This window comes from Mesorhizobium waimense (assembly GCF_003601975.1).
Lineage (GTDB): Bacteria > Pseudomonadota > Alphaproteobacteria > Rhizobiales > Rhizobiaceae > Mesorhizobium > Mesorhizobium waimense.
This window is the reverse complement of sequence record NZ_QZWZ01000005.1, coordinates 97,859-122,667: the sequence shown is the minus strand read 5'-3', so window position 1 is coordinate 122,667 and position 24,809 is coordinate 97,859. Positions and strand designations below refer to the sequence as shown.

General features: G+C 63.4%; 26 protein-coding genes and 1 pseudogene. 24 read left to right on the top strand and 3 right to left on the bottom strand.

Going from position 1 to position 24,809, the window contains the following annotated elements:
* Nucleotides 1–125 precede the first annotated feature (125 nt).
* Nucleotides 126–617, bottom strand: coding sequence for an Lrp/AsnC family transcriptional regulator (locus D3227_RS08680; RefSeq protein WP_120013821.1), 492 nt, complete (start codon nt 615–617; stop codon nt 126–128).
* 83 nt (nt 618–700) lie between these two features.
* Between D3227_RS08680 and ehuR the strand changes: the two genes are divergently transcribed.
* From ehuR to doeB, 10 genes are all read left to right on the top strand, one after another.
* The gene (ehuR, locus tag D3227_RS08675) at nt 701–2,086 is read left to right on the top strand and encodes a MocR-like ectoine utilization transcription factor EhuR (RefSeq protein ID WP_120013714.1); all 1,386 of its coding nucleotides are present in this window, start codon (nt 701–703) and stop codon (nt 2,084–2,086) included.
* Between the two features lie 157 nt (nt 2,087–2,243).
* On the top strand, nt 2,244–3,029 hold the full coding sequence (gene ehuA, locus D3227_RS08670; protein ID WP_120013713.1) for an ectoine/hydroxyectoine ABC transporter ATP-binding protein EhuA: 786 nt from the start codon (nt 2,244–2,246) through the stop codon (nt 3,027–3,029).
* Nucleotides 3,030–3,182: 153 nt separating this feature from the next.
* Nucleotides 3,183–4,034, top strand: coding sequence for an ectoine/hydroxyectoine ABC transporter substrate-binding protein EhuB (gene ehuB, locus D3227_RS08665; protein WP_120013712.1), 852 nt, complete (start codon nt 3,183–3,185; stop codon nt 4,032–4,034).
* A gap of 167 nt (nt 4,035–4,201) precedes the next feature.
* A complete protein-coding gene (gene ehuC, locus D3227_RS08660; protein ID WP_120013711.1) occupies nt 4,202–4,861 on the top strand; it encodes an ectoine/hydroxyectoine ABC transporter permease subunit EhuC in 660 nt (219 codons plus the stop codon).
* Between the two features lie 16 nt (nt 4,862–4,877).
* Nucleotides 4,878–5,537 carry an ectoine/hydroxyectoine ABC transporter permease subunit EhuD gene (gene ehuD / locus D3227_RS08655; protein ID WP_120013710.1) on the top strand — a complete coding sequence of 220 codons (660 nt, stop codon included), beginning with the start codon at nt 4,878–4,880 and terminating at the stop codon, nt 5,535–5,537.
* A 7-nt stretch (nt 5,538–5,544) separates the two neighbouring features.
* Entirely contained in the window at nt 5,545–6,318 is a 774-nt protein-coding gene (gene eutA / locus D3227_RS08650) for an ectoine utilization protein EutA (protein ID WP_120013709.1), read from the top strand.
* Nucleotides 6,319–6,322: 4 nt separating this feature from the next.
* Entirely contained in the window at nt 6,323–7,315 is a 993-nt protein-coding gene (gene eutB / locus D3227_RS08645) for a hydroxyectoine utilization dehydratase EutB (RefSeq protein WP_120013708.1), read from the top strand.
* The gene (gene eutC / locus D3227_RS08640; protein WP_120013707.1) at nt 7,312–8,304 is read left to right on the top strand and encodes an ectoine utilization protein EutC; all 993 of its coding nucleotides are present in this window, start codon (nt 7,312–7,314) and stop codon (nt 8,302–8,304) included. Before eutB ends, eutC begins: the two co-directional genes overlap by 4 nt.
* A 38-nt stretch (nt 8,305–8,342) precedes the next feature.
* Nucleotides 8,343–9,521, top strand: a complete 1,179-nt coding sequence (gene doeA, locus D3227_RS08635; RefSeq protein ID WP_120013706.1) for an ectoine hydrolase DoeA — start codon at nt 8,343–8,345, stop codon at nt 9,519–9,521.
* Nucleotides 9,522–9,526: 5 nt separating this feature from the next.
* Entirely contained in the window at nt 9,527–10,528 is a 1,002-nt protein-coding gene (doeB, locus tag D3227_RS08630; protein WP_120013705.1) for a N(2)-acetyl-L-2,4-diaminobutanoate deacetylase DoeB, read from the top strand.
* A gap of 96 nt (nt 10,529–10,624) precedes the next feature.
* On the opposite strand, the gene D3227_RS08625 is transcribed toward doeB, so the two are convergent.
* Nucleotides 10,625–11,842: an NAD(P)/FAD-dependent oxidoreductase gene (locus D3227_RS08625; protein WP_120013704.1), complete on the bottom strand. Its 1,218-nt coding sequence runs from the start codon at nt 11,840–11,842 to the stop codon at nt 10,625–10,627.
* A 14-nt stretch (nt 11,843–11,856) separates the two neighbouring features.
* Nucleotides 11,857–12,621, bottom strand: a complete 765-nt coding sequence (locus D3227_RS08620) for an HpcH/HpaI aldolase family protein (RefSeq protein WP_120013703.1) — start codon at nt 12,619–12,621, stop codon at nt 11,857–11,859.
* 107 nt (nt 12,622–12,728) lie between these two features.
* Here D3227_RS08620 and D3227_RS43730 point away from each other — a divergent pair, with 107 nt between their 5' ends.
* The 14 genes and pseudogenes from D3227_RS43730 to D3227_RS08555 all read left to right on the top strand — a co-directional run bounded on the left by D3227_RS43730 (nt 12,729) and on the right by D3227_RS08555 (nt 24,725).
* The gene (locus D3227_RS43730) at nt 12,729–13,139 is read left to right on the top strand and encodes an NAD(P)-dependent oxidoreductase (protein WP_281034903.1); all 411 of its coding nucleotides are present in this window, start codon (nt 12,729–12,731) and stop codon (nt 13,137–13,139) included.
* Nucleotides 13,140–13,214: 75 nt separating this feature from the next.
* A pseudogene (locus D3227_RS43725) lies at nt 13,215–13,421 on the top strand (NAD-binding protein); the annotation flags it as partial.
* A complete protein-coding gene (locus tag D3227_RS08610) occupies nt 13,418–14,239 on the top strand; it encodes a shikimate dehydrogenase family protein (RefSeq protein ID WP_167480650.1) in 822 nt (273 codons plus the stop codon). The pseudogene D3227_RS43725 and the gene D3227_RS08610, both read left to right, overlap by 4 nt.
* A complete protein-coding gene (locus D3227_RS08605) occupies nt 14,232–15,035 on the top strand; it encodes an SDR family NAD(P)-dependent oxidoreductase (RefSeq protein ID WP_120013702.1) in 804 nt (267 codons plus the stop codon). Before D3227_RS08610 ends, D3227_RS08605 begins: the two co-directional genes overlap by 8 nt.
* 11 nt (nt 15,036–15,046) lie before the next feature.
* Nucleotides 15,047–15,394, top strand: a complete 348-nt coding sequence (locus tag D3227_RS08600; RefSeq protein WP_120013701.1) for a RidA family protein — start codon at nt 15,047–15,049, stop codon at nt 15,392–15,394.
* 76 nt (nt 15,395–15,470) lie between these two features.
* A complete protein-coding gene (locus D3227_RS08595; protein ID WP_120013700.1) occupies nt 15,471–16,259 on the top strand; it encodes a FadR/GntR family transcriptional regulator in 789 nt (262 codons plus the stop codon).
* 289 nt (nt 16,260–16,548) lie between these two features.
* Nucleotides 16,549–17,262: an SDR family oxidoreductase gene (locus tag D3227_RS08590; protein WP_120013699.1), complete on the top strand. Its 714-nt coding sequence runs from the start codon at nt 16,549–16,551 to the stop codon at nt 17,260–17,262.
* Nucleotides 17,263–17,273: 11 nt separating this feature from the next.
* Entirely contained in the window at nt 17,274–18,023 is a 750-nt protein-coding gene (locus tag D3227_RS08585) for an SDR family NAD(P)-dependent oxidoreductase (protein WP_120013698.1), read from the top strand.
* 76 nt (nt 18,024–18,099) lie between these two features.
* A complete protein-coding gene (locus D3227_RS08580; RefSeq protein WP_120013697.1) occupies nt 18,100–19,050 on the top strand; it encodes a LysR family transcriptional regulator in 951 nt (316 codons plus the stop codon).
* Nucleotides 19,051–19,123: 73 nt separating this feature from the next.
* Nucleotides 19,124–20,161, top strand: a complete 1,038-nt coding sequence (locus D3227_RS08575) for an amino acid ABC transporter substrate-binding protein (RefSeq protein WP_120013696.1) — start codon at nt 19,124–19,126, stop codon at nt 20,159–20,161.
* A 57-nt stretch (nt 20,162–20,218) separates the two neighbouring features.
* Nucleotides 20,219–21,382 carry an ABC transporter permease subunit gene (locus tag D3227_RS08570; RefSeq protein ID WP_120013695.1) on the top strand — a complete coding sequence of 388 codons (1,164 nt, stop codon included), beginning with the start codon at nt 20,219–20,221 and terminating at the stop codon, nt 21,380–21,382.
* Between the two features lie 3 nt (nt 21,383–21,385).
* Nucleotides 21,386–22,465 carry an amino acid ABC transporter permease gene (locus tag D3227_RS08565; RefSeq protein ID WP_120013694.1) on the top strand — a complete coding sequence of 360 codons (1,080 nt, stop codon included), beginning with the start codon at nt 21,386–21,388 and terminating at the stop codon, nt 22,463–22,465.
* Nucleotides 22,466–22,476: 11 nt separating this feature from the next.
* On the top strand, nt 22,477–23,232 hold the full coding sequence (locus D3227_RS08560; protein WP_167480649.1) for an amino acid ABC transporter ATP-binding protein: 756 nt from the start codon (nt 22,477–22,479) through the stop codon (nt 23,230–23,232).
* A gap of 68 nt (nt 23,233–23,300) precedes the next feature.
* Complete coding sequence (locus D3227_RS08555) at nt 23,301–24,725, top strand: FAD-binding oxidoreductase (protein WP_120013692.1); 1,425 nt, start codon at nt 23,301–23,303, stop codon at nt 24,723–24,725.
* Nucleotides 24,726–24,809 lie beyond the last annotated feature (84 nt).

Genomic DNA, 24,809 nt, shown 5'->3' with positions numbered 1-24,809 from the left:
AGTCTCCCGGTGCCGAAGGCGATGTTGAAAGACTATGCGTGCGGCGCAGACAGAGGGACTGTTTCAAAGCCGGCGCGTAGAGAGATTGTCTCTATTCGTCCCGCGAAGCAGACGATCTCTCCGCTTCACGCTTGCAGCGGCAGCAGATCGGCCACCGGCAACACCGTCTCGTCCTTCACAGTCTTGGTGACGATGTAGGTGAAGTAGCGGTCGATGCCGATCTCGCGCTCGAGCAAGGCGTCGACCAGCCGCTGGTAGGCGTCGATGTCGCGCGCCATCACCTTCAGCACATAGTCGACACCACCGCCAACCGACCAGCAGGCGACGATCTCTGGAATGTCGCGGATGACCCGCTCGAAGCGGTCGAAATCGGCCTGGCGGTGGCTGGCCAAAGTCACCTCCATCAGCACGGTGGCGACCGGGGCGACGGCGCGCATAGCTATCGAGGCATGATAGCCCGAGACGATGCCGGCCTTTTCCAGCTTGCGCAGCCGCATCCAGCACGGCGTCGGCGACAGGCCGACCTTGTCGGCCAGCGCCAGCTTGGTGATGCGCCCGTCGCGCTGGATGGCGTCGAGTATTTTGAGATCAATCGGGTCGAGTTTCGCTGCGGCCATGGGTGTCCACTTTTTGCTGCCCGCCACCATGGGGGCGCATGATTTCGATTGTCAATTGCACTGATTTCGATCTCTAATAAGTCATGACATTGTGGCAGCCAGATCCCGCGCTCATTCGCCGCCCGGCCTACCAGTCGCTCGCCGACCAGTTCGCCCGCGCCATTCATGACGGGCGGCTGGCCAACGGCGTCCGGCTGCCGACGCATCGTCGGCTGGCCGAAGACCTGCAGCTGTCGGTGCAGACGGTGAGCCGCGCCTATGAGGAATTGATCCGCCGCGGTCTGATATCAGGCGAGATCGGTCGCGGCAGCTTTGTCCAGACGCAGCGCCGCGAGCCGGAGCCGCCCTATCTGCCGGAGCGGTTGGGCGAAGTGATCGACCTCTCGATCCTGAAGCCGGTCTGCGAGCCGATGCATCTGGAACGCCTGAAGCAGGCGCTGGGTTGGCTCGCCGAGAACCTGCCGTCGAGCTCGGCGCTTTCGTTCCGGCCGAACATGGTGTTCCCGCGCCATCGCGCGGTGGCGGTCGAATGGCTGAAGCTCTGCGGCCTAGATGCCTCGCCGCAGAACATCAGCCTGACCAACGGCGCCACCGCCGGCATGACGGTGGCGCTGATGAGCGTGGCGCCACCCGGCTCGACCGTCGCCACCGAAGCCATCGGCCACCACACGCTGGTGCCGCTCGCTCGTTACCTCGGCTTCAACCTCGAAGGCCTGCCGATCGACGACAACGGTCTCATCCCGGAAGCGCTCGACGAAGCCTGCCGGCTCTCCGATATCCGCGCCGTGTTCGTGCAGCCCTCGGTGATCAACCCGACGGCAACGCTGATGGACGCCGTGCGGCGGGAGCAGATTGCAGCGGTCGCGCGCAAGCACGATATAGCCATCATCGAGAACGATGTGCTGGGGCCGCTGGTCGAGGACCGGCCGCCGCCGGTCGCCGCCTTCGCGCCCGAGCGCACGCTCTACGTCACCTCCTTCACCAAGATCACCGTGCCTGGCCTGCGCATCGGCTATCTCGCCGCGCCCGACCGCTATGTCGCCGCCGTCGCCAACCGCCACCTCGTCTCCAACTGGATGGCGACTCCGCTGGTGGCCGAGATCGCCACGAAATGGGTGACCGACGGCACGGCGATGGAGTTGGTGCGCTGGCAGCGATCGGCGCTCAGGCGGCGCCAGGATATCGCCGCGGAAGTGCTGTCCGGCGTCGACTATCGCGTCCATCGCGACGGTCTGCATCTGTGGCTCGAGCTTTCCGGCGACCGTGCCGAAGAGAGCTTTGTCTCGCAGGCCCGCCTGCAAGGGGTGGCGATCGCGCCGGGAACATCCTTCCGCATTGCCGACGCGCCCTGGCACCCTGCCGTGCGTATCTCACTCGGCTCGACCACCGAGGGGGAACTGCGCGCCGGCTTGAGCGTTGTCGCCAAGCTTCTGCTAGGCGACCCGGAACATCTCCTGCTCGCCATCTGAAAGGATGCCGCTCAAAATCGCAGCTCACTTTTGGGCACAAATTGCCCTGAAATTGGGCGACGCCCGAAATATTGTCATGATATTATTTTCCTAATTGACATGATTTCGTGCGTTCCCCATCGTTAGGGCATAGGCTTCTCCAGAACGGGGAAATTGATTGCTCGCACCCATCATCAAGGTTGACGCCATTTCGAAGAGCTTCGGCGCCTTCAAGGTGCTCGACGGCCTGTCGATGCAGGTCATGCCCGGCGAGAAGCTGGCGCTGATCGGTCCTTCCGGCTCCGGCAAGACGACGATCCTGCGCATCCTGATGACGCTGGAGAAGATCGACGGCGGCCATATCCAGATCGACGGGGAGCAACTCTACCACATGGAGCGCAACGGCCAGCTGCTGGCCGCCGACGAACGACACCTGGCGAAGATGCGGCAGAAGATCGGCATGGTCTTCCAGCTGTTCAACCTGTTCCCGCACAAATGCGTCATGGACAACGTCACGCTCGCGCCGATGCTGACCAAGGGTATGGCGCGCGGTGCCGCCGAGAAGCGGGCGATGGAATTGCTCGACATGGTCGGCATGGCCGACAAGGCGAAGGCGATGCCGGCGCAGCTTTCCGGCGGCCAGAAGCAGCGCGTCGCGATTGCCCGCGCACTGGCGCTGTCGCCGAAGATCATGCTGTTCGACGAAGTCACTTCGGCACTCGATCCTGAGCTGGTCGAGGAGGTGTTGAACGTAATGCGCAAGCTCGCCGCCGAGACCGACATGACGATGCTTTTGGTCACCCACGAGATGGGCTTCGCCCACGACTTCGCCGACCGGGTGCTGTTCTTCGATCGCGGCAGGATCGTCGAGGAAGGCAAGCCCGACGAGATTTTCCGCCACCCCAAGCAGGAGCGCACGCAGGGCTTCCTGAAAAAGATCATCGCGGCCGGACACCGTGTCTGACCGCCTATGCAACGGGCGGCGAACGCCGTCCCGAGGCGACAAAGTCGTCCTTAGGGCGACGAAGTCGTCCCTCAAAAGGCGGCAACGCCGTCCTCTAGGCGGCGCAAGCCGTCGCAAAGCAAACCAAGAAGACAGAACAAGGAGTTGGGAACAATGAAGAAACTTGGCATTCTGGCCGGCGTTGCCGGTCTCGCACTGGCGGCGGTGCTCACCGCCCCGACCGCCGGTTCGGCCGACGACAGCAAGCTCGAGCAGCTGAAGGCGCAGGGCTTTGCCCGTGTCGCCATCGCCAACGAGCCGCCCTATACGGCGGTCGCCGCCGACGGCAAGGTCTCGGGTGCGGCGCCCGACGTGGCGCGCGAGATCTTCAAGCGCCTCGGCGTCGGCGACATCGTCGCCTCGATCTCCGAATATGGCGCGATGATCCCGGGCTTGCAGGCCGGCCGCTTCGACGTTGTCACAGCTGGCTTGTTCATGAAGCCGGAGCGCTGTGCGGCGGTTGCCTATTCCGAACCGGTGCTGTGCGACGCCGAGGCGATGTTGGTCAAGAAGGGCAATCCGAAGGGCTTCAAGAGCTATGAGGATGTCGCCAAGGACACCAGCGCCACCATCGGCGCGCCGGGCGGCGGCACCGAGGAGAAGCTGGCGCTCAATGCCGGCGTGCCGCGCGAGCGTGTCATCGTCGTGCCGGACGGCCAGAGCGGCCTGAAGATGCTCCAGGACGGCCGCATCGACGCCTATTCGCTGCCGGTTCTGTCGATCAACGACCTGGTCAAGAAGGCCAACGATCCGAACCTCGAAGTCATCGCCCCGGTGCAGGGCGCGCCGGTCTATTGCGACGGCGCCGCCTTCAAGAAAGGCGACGAGGCATTGCGAGATGCCTACGATGTCGAACTTGCCAAGCTGAAGAAGTCGGGCGAGTTCGCCAAGATCATCGAGCCCTACGGCTTCTCGGCGGCGGCGGCGATGTCGACGACGCGCGACAAGCTCTGCGCCGCGAAGTAGGGCGCCATCTTCCTTCTCCCCGTTCACGGGGAGAAGGTGTCATGAAGTGACGGATGAGGGGCGGCGCCATACTTCGGTTGGTTCGCGCTGCCCCTCATCTGCCTGCCGGCATCTTCTCCCCCGTGAACCGGGAGAAGGACCCAAGAACCGCCAACGTTGGAACCTAGATGACCCAGTGGTCCGGCTATCTCGGCCTGATATTGCAGGGAGCGCTTGTCACCATCGAGCTGACGCTGATGGGGTCGGTGCTTGCCCTGATCATGGCCTTTCTGGCCGGCATAGGGCGACTGTCGCGCTTCTTCGTGCTGCGGGCGCTCGCCACCGCCTATATCGAGTTCTTCCGCGGCACCTCGATCTTCGTGCAGCTGTTCTGGGTCTATTTCGTGCTGCCCCTTGCCGGCATATCGCTGACACCGCTGCAGGCCGGCGTGCTGGCGCTGGGCTTGAATGTCGGCGCCTATGCCGCCGAAGTGGTGCGCGGCGCCATCCAGTCGATCGGCCGCGAGCAATATGAGGCTTGCATCGCGCTCAATCTTGGCCGCTGGCAAGGCATGCGCCATGTCATCCTGCCGCAGGCGCTGCTGGTCATGCTGCCGACCTTCGGCAACAACGCCATTGAGTTGCTCAAGGCGACCTCCGTCGTCTCGCTGATCTCGCTCGCCGACCTCACCTTCCAGGCGCAGGTAGTGCGCTCGCAGACCGGCAACACGCTGATGCCGTTCACCACCATTCTCGTCATCTATTTCGTGCTGGCGCTGATCATCTCGTGGGGCGTGCGCTCGCTGGAACGCCGCATGGCGCGCGGCCTCGACGGAGTGCGCGTCTGATGGATTGGGCCTTGTAATGGATTGGGATTGGAATTTCGTCAGGGAGATCCTGCCGACGCTGATCCAGGGGGTGAAGATCACCATCCTGGCGACGCTGCTCGGCTCGGTTCTGGCGGCGATCGTCGGCCTTGCCATCGCGCTGGCGCGGCGCTCGCCGAACCGGGCCGTATCGCGCAGCGTCGGCTTCCTTGCCGAATTCATCCGCGGCACGCCGCTCCTGGTGCAGCTCTATTTCATCTTCTACGTGCTGCCGGATTTCGGTATCCTGTTGCCGCCGCTGGTTGCCGGCGTCATCGGGCTCGGGCTGCATTATGGCACCTACACCGCGGAAGTCTATCGCGCCGGCATCGACAATGTGCCGCGCGGCCAGTGGGAAGCGGCCAAGGCCTGCAATCTCAGCGCCGGCCAGACCTGGACCCACATCATCATCCCGCAGGCGATCCCGCCGATGATCCCGGCTTTGGCCAACTATTTCATCGCCATGTTCAAGGAGACGCCCCTGCTTTCGGCGATCACCGTGCTGGAGCTGATGAACCAGGCCAAGAGCGTCGCCAACACCTACTACCGCTACATCGAGCCAATGACCCTGGTCGGTGCCTTCTTCCTCGTCATCAGCCTTTTCTCGGTCGTACTGCTGCGCTGGCTGGAACATCGCTACGGCAAGATCGAAAGGTAGTTTTTTCATGAAACCGCTGCCCGAGATCACAATGATGCCGACCAGGCCGGCGCTCGACACGCGTCCGCTGGAGAAGCGCGTCGGCCTGATCATCCTTGCCACCGACCACACCAGCGAACCGGATTTCCGCCGCATGGTCGCGAGCGACAGGATCGGCGTCTATATCGCCCGCATTCCCTATGCCAATCCGACGACGCCGGAGAATTTGCGCAAGATGCAGCCGGAGTTGACGGCCGGTGCGGCACTCATCCTGCCGGACGAGCCGCTCGATGCCATCTGCTATTCCTGCACCTCGGCCTCGGTGGTCATCGGCGATGCCGAGATCGAGGCGGCGGTGCAGGCCGCCAAGCCGGGTGTGCCGGTCGTCACGCCGCCGATGGCCGGCGTGCGCGGGCTGAAGGCGCTGGGCGCGAAAAGGATCAGCATCCTCACGCCTTACACGGTCGAGACCAGCCGGCCGATGGCGGCCTATTTTGCCGAGCGCGGCTTCGACATAATGAGCTTCATCTGCCTTGGCTTCGAGGATGACCGAGAGATGGCGCGCATTCCGCCGGCTTCGCTGGTCGAACTGGCCCGGGAAGCAACGCACGCAGAGGCTGATGCCTTGTTTGTCTCTTGCACGGCGCTGCGAGCGGCCTTTGCAGTGCCCGGCATGGAACAGGCGATCGGTCTCCCCGTTGTCACCAGCAACCAGGCGAGTGCCTGGAACTGCCTGCGGCTTTGTGGCGACGACAAGCCGCGTCCCGATTTCGGCCGGCTGATGACGCTGCCGCTTGGTTGATAAGATGACAGAGGTCACGCTTCAGCATATTCGCGCAGCGCGCGACCGCATTGCCGGCAAGGTCGAGCAAACGGCGACCGCACTTTCCCTGAGTCTTTCCGAGCACTTGGGCGCGCCGGTTTACCTCAAGCTCGAACACCGCCAGACCACTGGCGCCTTCAAATTGCGTGGCGCATCGAACGCCATCGCCTCGCTAGGCCCTGAGGACAGGGCGCGCGGTGTCGTCGCGGCCTCGACCGGCAATCACGGCCGCGCGTTGGCTCATGCGGCGAAGCTCGAAGGCATGCGTGCGGTGATCTGCATGTCGCGGCTGGTGCCCCAAAACAAGCTCGACGAGATTCGCCGCCTCGATGCCGAGATCCGCATTGTCGGCAACAGCCAGGACGACGCGCAGCAGGAGGTCGACCGGCTGGTCGCGGAGGAAGGCCTGGTGATGCTGCCGCCTTTCGATCATCCTGACATCATCGCCGGGCAGGGGACGCTCGGACTGGAGATCATCGAGCAGGTTCCGGACGCCGCCGCTGTGCTGGTGCCGCTGTCCGGCGGTGGGCTGGCCTCGGGCGTTGCGGCGGCCGTCAAGGGCGTCAGCCCGAGGACAAAGGTCATCGGCGTTTCGATGGCGCGGGGGGCGGCGATGAAGGCGAGCCTTGATGCCGCCCGCCCGGTGCTGGTCGAGGAATTGTCGACACTGGCGGATTCGCTCGGCGGCGGCATCGGTCTCGACAACCGGCTGACCTTTGCCATGTGCCGCGACCTGCTCGACGATGTCGTGCTGCTCAGCGAGGATGAGATCGCCGCCGGCATCCGGCACGCCTATGAGCAGGAACGCGAGATTGTCGAGGGCGCCGGTTCGGTCGGCATAGCGGCGCTTCTGGCGGGGAAGGTCAGGGTAGACGGACCAACGGTGGCCATCCTCTCCGGCCGTAACATCGACATGACGCTGCACCGGAGGATCGTCTGCGGTAAGGCGCCATCAACAGTGGAGCGCGCCGCATGAGCCGTATGACCATCCTCACCGAAGCCGACCTGCGCAACATCGTGAAGCTCGATCTCGATGCGGTCGCCTGCGTCGAGAACGCCTTTCGCGCGCTTGCCACCTTGCCGGTGGCAATGCCGCCGATCCTGCGCCTCGACATCCCCGAGCATCGCGGCGAGGTCGACGTCAAGACCGCTTATGTGCCGGGTATCGACGGCTTCGCCATCAAGATCAGCCCCGGCTTCTTCGACAACCCGAAGCTCGGCCTGCCCAGCGTCAACGGCATGATGGTGCTGCTGTCGGCAAAGACAGGACTGGTGGAGGCGCTGCTGCTCGACAATGGCTATCTCACCGACATTCGCACTGCCGCAGCCGGCGCGGTCGCGGCAAAGCATCTGTCGCGACAGGATTCCTCCGTTGCCGCAATCTTCGGTGCCGGTGTCCAGGCCGGGTTGCAGCTCCAGGCACTGAAACTGGTGCGACCCATCGAAGAAGCCCGCATCTGGGCGCGTGATGCCGCCAAGGCGGAAGCCACCGCGGCCAACCTGCGCAAGAAGCTGGGCATCATGGTGCGCGCCGAGTCCGATGCGGCAAAGGCGGCGGCCGGCGCCGACATCATTGTCACCACTACGCCGTCGACCGAGCCGCTGATCAGGGCCGGCTTCATTGTGGCCGGCCAGCACATCACCGCGATGGGCTCGGATGCCGAGCACAAGAACGAGATCGCGCCGGCGATCCTGCGCATGGCCGATCTCTATGTCGCCGACAGCGCCAAGCAGACGCGGCGTCTGGGCGAATTACACCATGCCATCGCCACCGGCGTGATGGCTGAAGACGCCGACGTCACGGAACTCGGTCAGATCATCGCCGGCGAGAAGCACGGGCGGCGTTCGGAGAGCGACATCACCATCGCCGACCTCACCGGCACCGGCGTGCAGGACACGGCGATCGCCACGCTGGCTCGCGACCGGGCGCGGGCGGCCAACGCCGGTACTATTTTCGAAAGCTGATGCTGGCCGCGAGGCCCAACAAACGAGGAACAAGAACAATGCAGCCTACCTTGAAATTCTCGCGCGGCGAATATGCGGAGCGCCTCGCCAAGACCCGGAAGGCCATGGAAGCCAAGGGCGTCGATCTGCTGATCGTCAGCGACCCTTCGAACATGGCCTGGCTGACCGGTTATGATGGTTGGTCCTTCTACGTGCACCAGGCGGTCATCGTGCCGCCGTCGGGCGAGCCGGTCTGGTATGGCCGCGGCCAGGACGCCAACGGCGCCAAGCGGACCGCCTATCTCGCGCACGACAACATCGTCGGTTATGCCGACCATTACGTGCAGTCGACCGAGCGCCATCCGATGGATTTTCTCTCCAGCGTGCTGACCGAGCGGGGCTGGGGCAAGCTCAGAATCGGCGTCGAGATGGACAATTACTGGTTCTCGGCGGCGGCCTTCGCCTCGCTGCAGAAACACTTGCCAAATGCCCGTTTCGTCGACGCCACGGCACTGGTCAACTGGCAGCGCGCGGTGAAGAGCCCGACTGAGATCGACTATATGCGAAAGGCCGCCCGCATTGTCGAAGCCATGCACCAGCGCATCGTCGACAAGATCGAGGTCGGCATGCGCAAATGCGATCTCGTCGCCGAGATCTACGATGCCGGCACGCGTGGCGTCGACGGGATCGGTGGCGACTATCCGGCGATCGTGCCGCTGCTGCCATCGGGTGCCGATGCCTCGGCGCCGCATCTGACCTGGGACGACAAGCCAATGAAGTCGGGCGAGGGCACCTTCTTCGAGATTGCCGGCTGCTATAATCGGTACCACTGCCCGCTATCGCGCACCGTCTTCCTCGGCAAGCCGACGCAAGAATTCCTCGATGCCGAAAAGGCGACGCTGGAAGGCATGGAGGCGGGCCTTGCCGCCGCCAAGCCCGGCAACACTTGCGAGGACATCGCCAACGCCTTCTTCGCCGTGTTGAAAAGGTACGGCATCGTCAAGGACAACCGCACCGGCTATCCGATCGGCCTGTCCTATCCACCGGATTGGGGTGAGCGAACCATGAGCCTGCGCCCCGGCGATCGCACCGAGCTCAAGCCCGGCATGACCTTCCATTTCATGACCGGCCTGTGGCTGGAAACGATGGGCCTCGAGATTACCGAATCCATCCTGATCACCGAGACCGGTGTCGAGTGCCTGGCCAACGTGCCGCGCAAGCTCGTGGTGAAGGGTTGAGCCCGATGTCAGCTCTTCGTCCGTCACCGATCGCGCCGACAGTCGATTTCGACAAGGACGGCGTCCAGCACGGCTTCCTGCGCCTGCCCTACAGCCGTGACGATTCCGCCTGGGGATCGGTGATGATCCCCATCTGCGTCATCCGCAACGGCAAGGGACCGACAGCGCTGCTTACTGGCGGCAATCACGGCGACGAATATGAGGGACCGCTGGCGCTCTACGAGCTGGCCAGGACGCTCGACCCGAAGGAGGTCAGCGGCACGGTGATCATCGTGCCGGCGATGAACTATCCGGCCTTCCGCGCCGGCTCCCGCACCTCGCCGATCGACAAGGGCAACCTCAACCGCAGCTTTCCCGGTCGCCCCGATGGCACCGTGACCGAGAAGATCGCCGACTATTTCCAGCGCGAACTGCTGCCTCGCACCGACATCGCGCTCGATTTCCATTCCGGTGGCAGGACGCTCGACTTCGTGCCGTTCTGCGCCGCCCATATCCGCCCCGACAAGGTGCTGGAGGCGAAAGGTTTTGCGGCAGTTGAAGCGTTCTCTGCGCCATGGTCGATGAAGATGCTGGAGATCGACGCTGTCGGCATGTTCGACACCGCCGCCGAGGAGATGGGCAAGCTGTTCATCACCACCGAGCTCGGTGGCGGCGGGACGTCCCGCGCCGAGACGGTGCGGATCGCCCGGCGCGGTGTGCTCAATTTGCTGCGCCATGCCGGCATAGTTGCTGGTGCTGTCGAGAAGACTCGAACCCAATGGCTCGACATGCCGTCAGGCGATTGCTTCTCCTTCGCCGAGGACGACGGCATGATCGAGACGATGGTCGACCTCGGCGAGAAGGTGGAGGAGGGGCAGGTGCTGGCACGCATCCATTCCGTCGGCCGTACCGGTGTCGCGCCGCACGAGATCAGGGCCAGGATGTCGGGCCTGCTGGCGGCGCGGCATTTTCCTGGCTTGGTCAAGGCCGGCGATTGTGCCGCCGTCGTGGCCGTGCTGGTTGCTTGATGATTTCCGATGAAAGCTTGTCATGGCCGGGCAATCGTCGCATGCGCGTCAAAAGGCACACGGATCTTTCGCTGAAGCGCCAGCGCCTTCGGAAATTCAGATCACCGCTTCCTCGAGGAACGGCTCGTTGCGCGGGATCCTTTCATAGCCGAAGGGCGACAGATCGAGCGTCTGGAAGGCGCCGTGGACGATCAGTTCGGATACCGCGCGACCGACGGCCGGCGATTGCTGCAGTCCATGCCCGGAGAAACCATTGGCGAACATGAAGTTCGTCACCTCCGGATGGAAGCCGACGATGCCGTTGTGGTCCAGCATGTTATATTCATAGTGGCCGGTCCAGCTTGTCTGGACCTTCAAGGCATCGAACGCAGGAATGCGATGCCAAAGGGCAGGCCAGATCCGCTCTTCGAACTCCTCATGATGCATCTCGAAGTCGTCGTAGTCCGCCGGGCCATCGTCGAGCGGCGTATTGCCGGTCAGGAAAAGCTCCCCTTCCGGCCGCACGAACGTGCCCGAGAGGTCGATCACGTTTGGCATCCGGCCGGGGATCGGCGTGGCGCTCGAAAAGACGAAACTGTATCGCTTGTAAGGCGCAACCGGGATCGAAAGCCCTGCCATCGCGGCCACTTGCTGGGCACGCGGACCGACTGCATTGACCAGCGTTCCGCATGAGACTGTCTGGCCGGTCGCCAGCCTTGCCGCGATCACCTTTCCGCCCGCGACGTCCAGTCCGGTCACGGCGTTGTCGATGTACTCCACGCCCGCGGCACGCGCCGCGCGGCGGAAGCCGTTGAGCAGCCCCATCGAATCGAACCAGCCTTCGTCGCGCGATCCCCAGGCGCCGCCACCGAGATCCTCGACATTGAGCCAGGGGAAGCGGTCCTTCAGCAGGCCCGGTTCGAGGAACAGAGTATGAGCGCCGAGGCTGCGCTGCAGGTCGACGCGGGCGCGAGCCGCTTCCACGCCCTCGGGTGAGCAGCAATAGAGATAGCCATGTTCGCGGAAGCCGAGGTTGGGCGCCGGTTCGCCCTTGAAGTAGGGCGCCATCCGCTCGGCAAAGCCGCGGATGATCTCGATGCCGAACTGGCTGATCTTGACGTTGATCGGGTTCGAATATTGCTGGCGGATCGCGCTGGTGGACAGCGCCGTGGAGGAGAACTCGTAGCTGCTGTCGCGCTCGACCACCAGGATCGATGCGCTGGCGCCGAGCGCTTGGCTCAGCCAATAGGCGATCGACGACCCGACCGCCGCGCCACCGACGATGACGATGTCGTAGCCGGTGCTGGCAGGGGCCTTGTAGGGCGGAATGGCCATGGCTCGGTCTTTCGTCAGCGATTGAAGGAAGCAATCAAGGCGTCGGAGCCGCGCGCCAGAAGGCCGAGATCCGAACCGACCGCGACCATGGTGAAGCCATCCGCAATATAGCGGTCGGCATCGGCCTTCGCGGGCGCCAGGATGCCGCTTGCCTTGCCGGCCCTGGCAGCTGCCTGCCGCACCGACGAAATTGCTTGCTGTACATGGTCAGCGCCCGGATTGCCCATGGCGCCCATATTGGTCGACAGGTCGCCGGGACCGACGAAGAGGACGTCGACGCCGTCCACTGCCGCGATCTCCGCTGCATTGGCAACGCCGGTTTCGCATTCGATCTGCACGGCCAGCAACTGCTGCTTGCGGGCATTGGCATGATAGCCTGCAATGCGGCCGAAGGCATTGGCACGATGGCCGACTGAGAAGCCGCGGAAGCCGAGCGGTGCATAGCTCATCGCGGCGACGATGGTGTGGGCCTGGCCCGCCGAGCGCACATTGGGGATCATCAGGCTGCGGGCGCCGATATCCATTGCCTGCTTGATCAGGTTCGGGTCGTCCGACGGCAGGCGCACGACACCTTCGCAGGCAAAACCGCCAAGCACTTGCAACTGCGCCATCACACTGCGCAAATCGTTGGGGCTGTGCTCGCCGTCGATCAGCAGCCAACCAGCGCCTGAGCCCGCCACGACTTCCGTTGTCAGGGCGGACGCCAGCGAACACCAGACGCCGATATGCGGCCGTCCGTCAGCCACGGCGGCTTTCAGAAGATTGGGGCGCTCCTGCATTTCGTCAGACTCCGGCAAAACATGGATTGAAATTTGTATGATGTCATATATCATACCTATATCGAGCCGCAACTGATCTTGCAGGCCGTGTGACAAAAAGGTGGTGCATGAGGGTCGGCTTTATCGGGCTGGGCGTGATGGGTGCCCCGATGGCTCGCCATCTGGCTGCCGCGGGGCACGAGATCGTCACCGTTCTCAACCGGTCGCCCCTGCCGGCGGATCTCGAGGCCGCCGTGGTCGGGTCGGCGGCGGAGGTGGCGCGGCGATCCGAGGTCGTCATCACCATGCTGCCCGATACGCCTGATGTCGAACGCGTGCTGTTCGGCAAGGATGGCGTCGCCGAAGGGATATCTGCCGGCACTTTAGTCATCGACATGAGCTCGATCAGCCCGATCGCCACCGAGCGGTTCGCGGCGAAGCTTCGCGAGGCCGGCGCCGGCTATCTCGACGCTCCGGTTTCCGGAGGCGAGGTCGGCGCCAAGGCGGCCAGCCTCACCGTCAGGTGCGGACAGCGCTGATGGGCGGGTTCGCGTCCTCGCGCGTGCTCGAAGTGCATGGCGAGCGCATGATTTCGCGCAGCTTCGCGCCCGGCTTTCGCATTCGCCTGCACCAGAAGGGATCTGGGCCTGGCTATGGAAATCGCACGCGCCCTCGGCGTCTCGCTGCCAAACACGGCCACGGCGCAGGAACTGATGAACGCCTGCTCGGCACGAGAGGGCGGGGCGGATGCGGACCATTCCTCCCTGGTCCGGGCGCTGGAAGCGCAGAGCGGCCACGAATTGTCAAACGAAAGGGTATGAATACGATGCGCGGAACCGGCAAGGCGGATGTTTTCGTGATGCTCGCCCACCCTGTGGGTCATGCGAAAAGTCCCGGAATGTTCAACGAGATCTTCGAACAGAAAGGCCTCGACAGCCTGATGGTGCCGTTGAGCTGCCGTCCTGAGGATTTCGAGACATTCTGGGCAGGCATCACCGCCGCCGAAAACATCCGCGGCGTGATCATTTCGGTGCCCTACAAGACGGCGGTCTATCACAAATGTGCCGCCGCGCATGATCGGGCAGCACGCGTGCAGAGCGCCAATTCGGTGCGCCGCCAGGCGGACGGCAGCTGGTATGCCGACAATTTCGACGGCGTCGGTTTCATCGACGGATTGAAGGCTGGTGGCCATCAGATCGCGGGCCGGCGCATCCTGCAGGTCGGGGCAGGGGGTGCCGGAGCCTCATTGGCCTACTGCCTTGCCGAAGCCGGTGCCGAGGAGATCCGCCTGGCGGACATCGATGCCGACCGCGCTGGGAAGCTGGCGGTGCTGGTAGCCAAGGCGTTTCCAAAATGCCGTATCCAGGTCGGCGCTGCCGACCCCTCGGGCATGCATATGGCGATCAACGCGACGCCAGTCGGTATGCACGGCGGCGATCCACTGCCGCTGGATGTAAGCAAGCTGACGCCGGACATGACGGTCGTGGACATCATCATGGAACCGGCCGAGACGGCCTTGCTTCGCGCCGGGCGCGAAAGAGGCTGCCGTATCCAGCCGGGGCGCCCGATGATGGATTTCCAGGTCCGCGGCATGTCGGAATTCTTCGACATCGAGCGCAAGGACCGCGGCAATGGCTGAGGCGCAAACGGCCGTCGTGATCGGTGGCACCTCCGGTATCGGCCATGCAATTGCCTTGCGCTTTGCCGAGGACGGGTTCCGTGTCGCCGTGTCGGGGCGCGATGCGGCGCGGGGCAATGCCGTCGCGGCTGCTTGCCAAGCCGCCGGCGCTCCCGCCGCCCGCTTTTTCGAAACGGATGTCGGTGATGCCGCATCGGTCGAAGCGCTGGCACGGTCGGTAGAAGAAGCGTTCGGCGTGCCGCATGTCGTCGTCAACTGCGCCGGCATGCTGCAGAGCGGCAAGCGTGTCCTCGACCAGGGCCTGGACGAGGATGAGAAGATGTGGCGCGTGAACTATCGCGGCACACTCCTCGGCTGCCAGGTGTTCGGCAGGCTGATGTCGGCCGCCGGACGGGGCGCCATCTTGAATGTCGGCTCGCTTGCGTCGTTCGCGCCGCTTTCGCTTCCGGCCTATACGCCCGGCAAGCATGCGGTGCTGGCGCTGACGCAGATTCTTGCCGCCGAACTCGGGCCGCAAGGGGTGCGGGTGAACGCGGTTGCGCCCGGCTATACGCTTTCGGACGGGCTGAAGGCCAAGATCGCCAGCGGCGAGCGCAACCCTGACGCCATCAAGGCAACCACGGCGCTGCGCCGCTTCGTTGATCCGCGCGACGTGGCGGAGGCTGCCCTGTTCCTGTGTTCGGAGCGCGCTGCGTCGATCACCGGCGTGACCTTGCCGGTCGATGCCGGCTGGCTGGTCCAGGCGCCCTATGCGCAGTACCTGCAGGGCAACCCTATCCGCTCCGCCAGTGAATGACGAGGAAGCCAATGAACGCTATCCAGCGGCTTGAATTCGACGCGCGCATCCATCACGGCGTCATCCACAATGGCACGCTCTACTTGACCGGGCAGGTCGCCATGCCCGGCCAGTCCGCGGCAAACCAGATGCGCGAAGTGCTCGGCAAGATCGACGCGTTACTCGCCAAGGCCGGCACCGACAAGACACGCATCCTGCACGTGCAGATGTGGCTGGACGACATCCGCGACTTCGACGAGGTCAACGCAGTCTGGGACGCCTGGATGCCGAAAGAGCATGCGCCGGCCCGCTCGTCCGGCGAAGGCCGGATGGCGAAACCCGGCATGCTGGTCGAGTTGATCGTGACGGCCGCGGTTTGAAAGGCCTTGCCGGTTGGGGCATCATTCCGGCATTCGGACCTTTCATTTGGCATCCGGGCATGGTGGAAGGAGACCGATGACCAAGCGCAAGCCACTTTCCACCGTCGTGGCCGAAAGCTTGTCGGAGAAGATACGCTCAGGCAGGCTGCAACCTGGTGCGCAGTTGCCGACGGAGGCCGAGCTTTGCGCCGAGTATGATGTCAGCCGCACGGTTGTGCGCGAAGCCGTGGCGCGGCTGCGCTCCGAAGGCATGGTGATCCCCCAGCAGGGCCGCGGCATGTTCGTCAGCGAAGCGCCGGCGCCGCGCAATTTTTCGATACCGCAGGACGCGCTCAAGACCTTGCCGGAAACCGTGTCTTTGCTGGAACTGCGGCTGAGCGTCGAAGTGGAGGCCGCCGGCCTTTGCGCCGAGCGCCGGACGGAGGCAGAGGCCGGCACCATTCGCACGCTGATGGAGCAGGTCGACGCCCGCAGCGAGGATCCCGGCGCGGTGCCGGTCCACTACGATTACGATTTTCACCTGGCCATAGCCAAATCCGCGCGCAACGAATTCATCCACGGCTTCCTTGAGTATTTGCGCCCCGTCATAGTGCCGCGCTTCCAGCTTGGTCACGTGGTGGTGCCCGAACTCAAGGATGCCTATTACGCGCGCATTCACAGCGAGCACCGAAAGATCGTCGAAGCCATCGAGAAGCAGGATGGCCGCGCCGCGCGGGACGCCATGCGCAAGCATCTTCAAAACAGTCTCGAGCGTGTCCGTGCTCTTGCGCTGGCATCCGGCGTCGAAACGACGGATGCGGCACAGAAGGCCGCCGCAGCCTCGCTTTTCTCCGATCTGAAAGGGTCGGCTGTCCCGACGCGTTGATCTTGCGGAAGCGGTCCTGCCAACACGTGCCGGCAGGCGGTTTCTCGACCAAAGGCAAAGCCAGGTTTTTCGCTCAAGACGGTTGGCCGCGGGCAATTCCGCGAAGGAAAGGTCGGACAGTACTTTGAGATGCCTGACTTTTGCGGGGATGCAGCATTTGCGGACCGCAGTGCAGCAATGGCAGGCCGCCGGTCAATGAGAAAGCTTATCTTTCCTTTTTCCTGGTTTTCTTGGTTTCACTGTGCCGGCTAAAGCCACACACTGACCTCCAGAAAACGGGGAAGCCCACGTGACGACAGCCTTCATCACAGGAGCGACGAGCGGCATCGGGCGAGCGATGGCGTTGGCGCTTAGCGAGGCCGGCTACGATGTCTATGCCGTCGGCCGCAGCAAGAGCGCGCTGGAGGAGTTGCGGGCCACGCGACCCGGGATCACGCCCATCGCCGTCGACGTCACTGACCGGGAGGCGCTCGAGGCCGTGGTGAGCGATCTGCACATAGACGTGCTGATCAACAATGCCGGTGTGATGCCGCCGTTGGGCAATTTCGCCGACATGAAAATATCGGACATCGACGCCACGCTGGAGGTCAACCTCAGTGCGGCGATCATGCTCACCCGGCTGGTCGTGCCGCAGATGCGCGATCGCGGGGCAGGGCACATTGTGTTTACCGGCTCCTCGGCCGGCCATGCCGCCTTTCCGAATGTAGCCGTCTATTCCGCGACCAAGGCGGCGATCTCGGGTTTCGCGGCGGCACTGCGGGCCGATCTGTCCAGCCACGGTATCCGCGTGACTGAGATCGTGCCGGGTCGGGTCGAGACGCAGCTCTACAAGGACATCCTCGACGCCAAGTCCCGGGCCGCCATGTATGCCGGCAATTTCGCGGTCCAGCCCGAAGATGTGGCCCGGATGGTCGTGGCCCTGCTCGGTTTGCCCGCCTGGGCCGACGTTACCCGTTTCGACATCATGCCAACCCGCCCGACCACCCCGAGCGGCAGCAAGTAAGGAAATAGGACATGCAGGGTCTTTCCATACTCATCGTTGGCGGCGGTTCCGGCCTCGGCGCGCTTCTGGTCCGCATGGCGGTCGACAATGGCGCTTCGGCAGTCGGCATCATCGACATCAACCCGGAGGCGGCTGAAGCAGCACTTGAACCGGCGCGCACGAAAGGTCTGCCGACGGCTTTTGCCAAATGCGACATCCAAATAGGGCCGCAGTGCCACGCCGCCTTCGAGGCAATCGCTTCGAAGCTGGGGCGCATCGACACGCTGATCAACTCCGCCGCGATCTATCCCCGCCGCCCGCTGCTCGAAATCACTGATGCCGAATGGGATGCCTCCAACGGCATTAACGTCAAGGGCACCTACCACATGATGGTCGCGGCCGTCAGGCATATGCAGACGCAGGAACCCAAGGCCGAGGTTCGCGGGCGCATCGTCAACCTGACGTCGGTGGACGCCTTCAAGGCGCATCCGCAGAACGCCCACTATGCGGCAACGAAGGCGGCGGTGGTCAGCCTCACCCGCTCCTTCGCGCATCAGGTCGCCAAGGACGGTATCCTCGTCAATTCCGTGGCTCCCGCCGGCATGGCGACCGAGCGCGCGGCCGCGCTCGGCTTCTTGGAGGAACTGGCCAAGGCGAGCCCGCTGGGCCGCGGCGCGCAGCCGACGGAAATCGCCGAATGGGTGCTGATGGCCGGTGGCCCCAAGAACACCTACATGACCGGTGAAAACATAATTGTTTCAGGTGGTTACATCTACGCTTGAGGTCTGGCGACGGCCGCAGTGACCGTGACGTGCCGTGCATGACGGAGTTCGAAAACCGGAAGGAGTTGAGCGAACGATGACTGGCAAGCCGCGCCTTCCACCGCTGAATGCCCTGCGGGTTTTTCACGCGGTCGCGCGGCATAAGAGCTTTCGGCAGGCCGCCGACGAGTTGCTGGTGACACCTCAGGCTGTCGGGCAGCAGATCAAGCTGCTGGAAGACACGCTGCAGGTGACCCTGTTCGAGCGCAAGGGGCGCTCGATCGAGTTGACCGAGTCGGCGATCCTGCTGTCGCACTACGTCAAGGCAGGGTTCGACGAGTTTGCCGAAGGCGTGCGCCGGGTCACCAAATCTACCTACCGGGATCGCATCAATCTCAATGCGAGCCCGTATTTCGCCACCCACTACCTGCTGCCGCGCCTGTCGCTGTTTCGCGAGATATTGCCAGGTGCCGACCTTCGGCTGACGACGATGGTCGATCTGCCGGATTTCGGACGCGACGACATCGATATGACGGTGCAGTGGGGCTACGGCGGCCTGACTGACTATGACGTGACGCTGCTCGTGCCGGACCCGAAGATCATCTGCTGCACGCCGGCGATCGGCGGGCAGATCAGCTCGGCGAAGGACCTCACCCGCTTCACGCTGCTGGATACGGTGAAGTCGAAACGCCTGTGGCCTGACATTCTGCGGCACCTCGGCGTCGAGCTGGCGGATGGCGACCGCAGCATCGGCTTTGACGACGCCGCGACGATGCGGCGCGCGACGCTGCAGGGCATCGGCATCGGGCTCGTCTCGGTCATCGACGCCGAAGAAGATTTGCGATCGGGCGCGCTCGTCGCGCCGCTTGGGCGCGACGCCCTCGTCGACATGAAAGAGGAGGAAATACCGGGCTTTTACCTGGTCATGCCCAGAGGGCACCTGCGCGTGAAGGCCGTCGCTGCCTTGCACCGATGGCTGACGCAACAAGATTGGGGCAGCGATCTGAAAATCTCTGCCCTACCGAAGCCGACCCCCCTTCTCGAGTGAAGGCGGCTTTCAACCCGGGCTAGACAGCCCCAACAACATAAAAATCCAACAACCTCAACAGCGGAGAATGACTATGCAGTTTCTCAAATGGGGGGCGGCTGCCGCCCTTGCGCTCAGCCTTGCCCAAATTTCGGCGCCAGCTCAGGCGGCGGGCGGCAAGACGCTTGAAACCGTCAAGGCGCGCGGCGTGCTCAATTGTACCGGCCATGACGGCTCGTATCTCGGCTTTGCCGAAGTGGACGACAAGGGCAACTGGAAGGGCATGGACATCGACCTGTGCCGTGCCGTCGCCACAGCCGTCTTCGGCGATCCGGCGAAACTGAAGATCGTGCCGATCAGCTGGGCGCAGCGTTGGCCCTCGCTTCAGTCGGGCGACGTCGACATCGTCATCAAGGCTTCGGGCGGCACGCTGAGCCGCGACACGGAACTGGGACTCCAGTTCTCGATGTCGTACTACCTCGGCACGACCAAGGTGATGGCGCACAAGGAGCTCAACCTGAAGTCGCTCAAGGATGCAGAGGGCGGCACGATCTGCATCCCGGCAGGCACGACCATCGAACAGCAGGTCGCGGCCTACAGCCAGAAGATCGGGATCAAGCTCGAGCCGGTCGTCATCGAAAAGACGGAAGAGCTTGAGCAGGCTTACTTCTCCGGCCGTTGCGACCTCTATGCGCAATGGGGTCCAGTCCTGGCCATCGCTCGTGTGGCCAAGGGCAAGGTCGAAGACCATGTGATCCTGCCTGACGTGATCGCGGTCGAGCCGGAGGTCATGATCCTGCGGCAGGGTGACGACAATTGGGTCGACGTCGCCAACTGGACTCTCAGCGCCCTGCTGTTCGCGGAACAGGAAGGCATCACCTCCAAGAATGTCGACGAGATCAAGGCCAAGCCGACTTCGCCGGCGGTCGCCAAGTTCCTCGGTGCCGCGCCGGGCATGGGCAAGGGTCTCGGGCTGCCCGACGATTGGGCCTACAACGTCATTAAGAAGGTCGGAAACTACGCGGAGATATTCGATCGCGATCTCGGCAAGGACTCGCCCTACAAGATGGATCGTGACCTGACCAACCTTTGGAACAATGGCGGCGTTCTGTTCCCGCTGGTGGTCGACTGACGCATAGCCGGCTCCGCCAACGCGGAGCCGGCCCTCCCTCCCAGGAAAGGTCGGTCGATGTTTAAGCTGCTGAGAAATCAGAAGGTTCGCAACGCATTGCTGCAGGCGCTCTATGTCGGCGCGCTCGGAGCGCTGGTTATCGCCGGCACCCTGATCGCTAGACAGAATCTCGCCGCCCAGGGCATCACCTCCGGTTTCGACTTCCTTTTCAAGTCGACCGGCTGGGACCTGGGCTTCTCGCTTTTGCCGGCATCGGCCAATGATCCCTATTGGTGGTATTTCATCATCGGCATCCTCAACACGCTGTTTCTTGGCAGCTTCGGCCTCGCGCTGGCGACGCTGGTCGGAATGATCGTGGGGCTTGCGCAGACGTCCGCGAATGATCTGGCGAAGCTGCTCGGCCGCACCTACGTCGATGTCTTTCGAAACATCCCTCTGATCCTGCAGGTGTTTTTCTGGTACGCGCTCATCACGCACCTGCCGCCGCCGCGCAGCGCGCATGAGGGCTGGGGCATGCTGCTCACGAGCCGTGGGCTTTATCTGCCTGCCCCGAACGTCGGCGGGCTGGCACTGCTGGCGGCTTCGTTGGCCGTGGTCGCGGCAATCGTTCTGCCGATCTGGTTGGGTCGCACATCCCTGCTCAGCCGTCCACTGGGTCAACGGTTCTCGGTGCAGCTTGCGGCCGTTGCAGCCGCGCTCGTGTGCGCTGTGCTCTTCCTGTTTGCCGGTCGCCTGCCCGACAGCCCTTTGCTGGATCTGCCATCGCTGCAAGGCCTGAACTTGCGAGGCGGCCTGCGCATCCCTCCGGAATTTTCCGCACTCGTCGTGGCCATCGCGATCTATGGCGGTTCCTATATCGGCGAGATCGTGCGCGGCGGCTTCAAGGCCGTCGGCAAAGGTCAGGTGGAGGCCGCCAGTTCGCTGGGGCTCACGCCCTGGCAGGTTTTCACGCTTGTCCGGCTGCCGCTTGCGCTGCGCGCCATGCTGCCGATCCTGGCCAACCAGTATGTCTGGCTGATGAAGGCGACCACGATGGGCATAGCGGTCGGCTTCACCGACTTCTTCATGATCACCGCGCTGACGATCAACCATTCGGGTCAGACGCTCGAAGCAATCGGCATACTGATGGCTGGATTCCTCGCCATCAATTTGAGCCTGGCGGCTCTGTTCAACCGCATCAACAAAGCGATCGCCCTCAAGGGCAATCAACTGAGGGGATGAGAGATGGAAATGGTCGTTGTCGCTCCGCCTGCCTCAGGGAAGCTTGAGGATCTGAAGAGACGCTTCTTCGCGACGCCTCGTCAGGCCGTGATTTCACTGCTCTCCCTCTCGGTGATTGTCTTTCTGGTCTGGAAGCTGCTGAATTGGGCTGTCTTTTCCGCGGTGTTCGATGCAAGCGGAGGGCCAGACGCCTGTCATGCGGCATCCGGAGCCTGCTGGTCGGTCATCGCCGCCCGGTGGCGCATCATCTTTTTCGGATTGTACCCCTATGAGGAACAATGGCGCTCCGCGCTTGCCTGCGTCACGGTCGTGGCCATGACGGTGCTGAGCTGCATTCCGGCCTTCTGGACGGGGCGTCGCATCGCGCTCGTTTGGGGGGTCGGAGCCGCCGTCTTCTATGTGCTGATGAAAGGCGGACTGCTCGGCCTGGGCTTCGTCGGCGAGGAAATGTGGGGCGGGCTTGCGCTGACGCTCTTCATCTTCGTGACGACCTGCCTGGTCGGCTTTCCGCTGGCAATCTGTCTTGCCCTGCTGCGCCGCTCCGAACTGCCCTGGATATCGCGCACGACAGGCCTCATCATCGATGGCGTGCGGTCGCTTCCGCTGATCTCGATCCTGTTCACCTTCGCGATCGTCCTGCCTTTCGCGCTGCCGCAGTGGCTGCAGGGCGATAAGCTCTACCGGGTGATCCTCGGCTCGGCGCTGTTCTTCTCCGCCTATCAGGCCGAGATCGTGAGGGGCGGCATGCAGGGCGTTCCGAGAGGACAGGAGGAGGCGGCGATGGCGCTCGGCCTCAGCTATTGGCACCGCATCAGCCGCATCCTCCTGCCGCAGGCAATGCGCAACGCACTGCCGGCCACGATCAACCAGTTCGTGATCTCGTTCAAGGAGACGTCTCTGGTGATCATCGTCGGCTTCTTCGAGATCCTGGCTTCCGGCAACGCCGCCTACGGAACCGGCGAATGGCGGTTCGCCTATGTCGAGGTCTACGCCTTCATCGCCATGATCTATTTCGTCTTCGTCTTCAGCCTGTCCCGCTACGGCGCCTTCCTCGAACGGCGCATGTCGGTCGGCGAGCGATAAGGAATTTCGTGATGACCGTTCCAACTACGCAGGAAATAGCCGTCCGAGTCGAAGGCATGAGCAAATATTACGGCACCTTTCATGCGCTTCGTGACATCAACCTGACCGTCGCACGCGGAGAGAAGATCGTCGTGTGTGGCCCCTCCGGCTCCGGCAAATCCACCATGATCCGCTGCATCAACCGCCTGGAGGAACACAATGCCGGCAGCATCATGGTGCTTGGCACGGAGTTGAACGATGACGTCGGAAACATCGACGAGATCCGGCGCGAAGTCGGCATGGTGTTCCAGCACTTCAACCTGTTTCCGCATATGACGGTACTGGAGAATTGCGTGCTTGCGCCAATGCTGGTGCGCAAGATGCCCCGCGCTGAGGCGGAAGCGACGGCGCGCCGCTATCTGGAAAAGGTCCGCATCCCCGAACAAGCCTCAAAATATCCCGGCCAGCTTTCGGGCGGCCAGCAACAGCGTGTCGCCATCGCGCGATCGCTTTGCATGCAGCCGCAGATCATGCTTTTCGACGAGCCGACCTCGGCATTGGATCCTGAAATGATTTCGGAAGTGCTGGACGTGATGGTTACGCTGGCCTCCGAAGGCATGACGATGATCTGCGTCACCCATGAGATGGGTTTTGCACGGCGGGTTGCGGACCGGGTGATCTTCATGGATGCGGGCGAGATTGTCGAAGAGGCGCCGCCCGAAATCTTCTTCACTTCGGCCAAAAGCGAACGAACGCAACTTTTCCTGTCCCAGGTTCTGGGGCATTGATCAGGCTCCATGCCGCATGGATGCAATTGCGGCGCATGTGAGCCTCCCGAACTCGTACAGATTATCCCATGATCGATCCCGTCTCTGCCTTGTCGAATATCCTTGGTGCGAAAGGCTGGCTTTCGGGCAGCGATGTCGAGCCCTATCGATGGGACTGGCTGCGGCGCTACGGAGCGGTTCCGCTGGGCGTCGCTCGTCCGGCAAACACGCAGGAGGTGGCGCGGGTCGTCGAAATCTGCCGTGAGGCGGGCGTGGCGATGGTGCCCCAGGGCGGCAACACCGGCCTGTGCGGTGGTGCCGTCGCGCACGAATCCGGCGCCGTGATCCTGTCGCTCTCGCGCATGACGGCGATGGAGAAACCGGACCTCGCGAGCGGTTCGATCATTGTCGAAGCGGGCGTGGTTCTATCCACACTGCACGAGGCCCTGGAGCCGCATGGTCTCATCTTTCCGATGCATCTCGGCGCCGAAGGCAGCGCCAGGATCGGCGGGTTGATCGGCACCAATGCCGGCGGCAGCCACGCCTTGCGCTATGGCATGATGCAGGATCTTGTCCTCGGCCTGGAAGTTGTTCTGGCCGACGGCACGGTGTGGAACGGGCTGCGCTCCGTGCAGAAGGACAATGCCGGCTACCAGTTGCGCAAGCTGTTCTGCGGCTCGGAAGGCACGCTGGGCATTGTGACGCGCGCGGTGCTGAAGCTCTATCCCGCGCCCAAGCAGCGGACGACGGCGCTGCTTACCTTCGCCGATTGCGGCGCGGCGGTCGCCTTCGGAACATATTTGAGGGGCGAAGCCGGTGAGTTCCTTTCCGGCCTTGAGTTCTTTTCCGATTTCGGCCTCAAGCTGGTCCTGAAGCATTTGGCGGAGCTTTCCTTTCCACTGGAAACCAGGGGCGGGGCCCACCTTCTGGCCGAGCTCGCGTCGAGCTCGGCCAGGGTTCCGCTGGACGAGATCCTGACCGCGGCGCTGGAGTGGGGCATGGAGCAGGAGTTGGTGATCGATGGTGCGCTTGCAATGTCGGATGCCCAGAGGGCGCACTTCTGGCATCTGCGCGAGGAGCAGCCCGAAGGGCAGCGACTGGAGGGGCAGCAGCTCAAGCACGACATTTCGGTGCCGCCAGGCAAGATCGCCGAATTCATCGAGGCGGGGGAAGATATCTGCAGCAAGATCCTGCCGGGCGTGCGCACCAATCCCTTCGGCCATCTCGGCGATGGCAACATCCACTACAATCTGAGCCCTCCCGAAGGGCAAAGCGACTTTGCCGACAAGGCGTTGGAACTCGGCCAGGCGCTGGCCGCGCTGGCCACGGAAATGGGCGGCAGCTTTGCGGCCGAGCATGGTCTCGGCCGCTCGAAGATCGTGCTCGCCGACACCAACAGAAGTCCGGTGGAGCGAAACTTGATGGCGGTGGTGAAAGATGCCCTTGATCCGTCTGGCTTGATGAATCCGGGCGTTCTGATCTCTTCCTTTAGACAAAGAAAAACTTTCCAATAGACGAGATTTCTTGATTTCGCCGCGTCTCGCCAACGTGCAGGGTCAAAACGACAGGGTACTTTTCGACAATTTCCTCCATTCGCC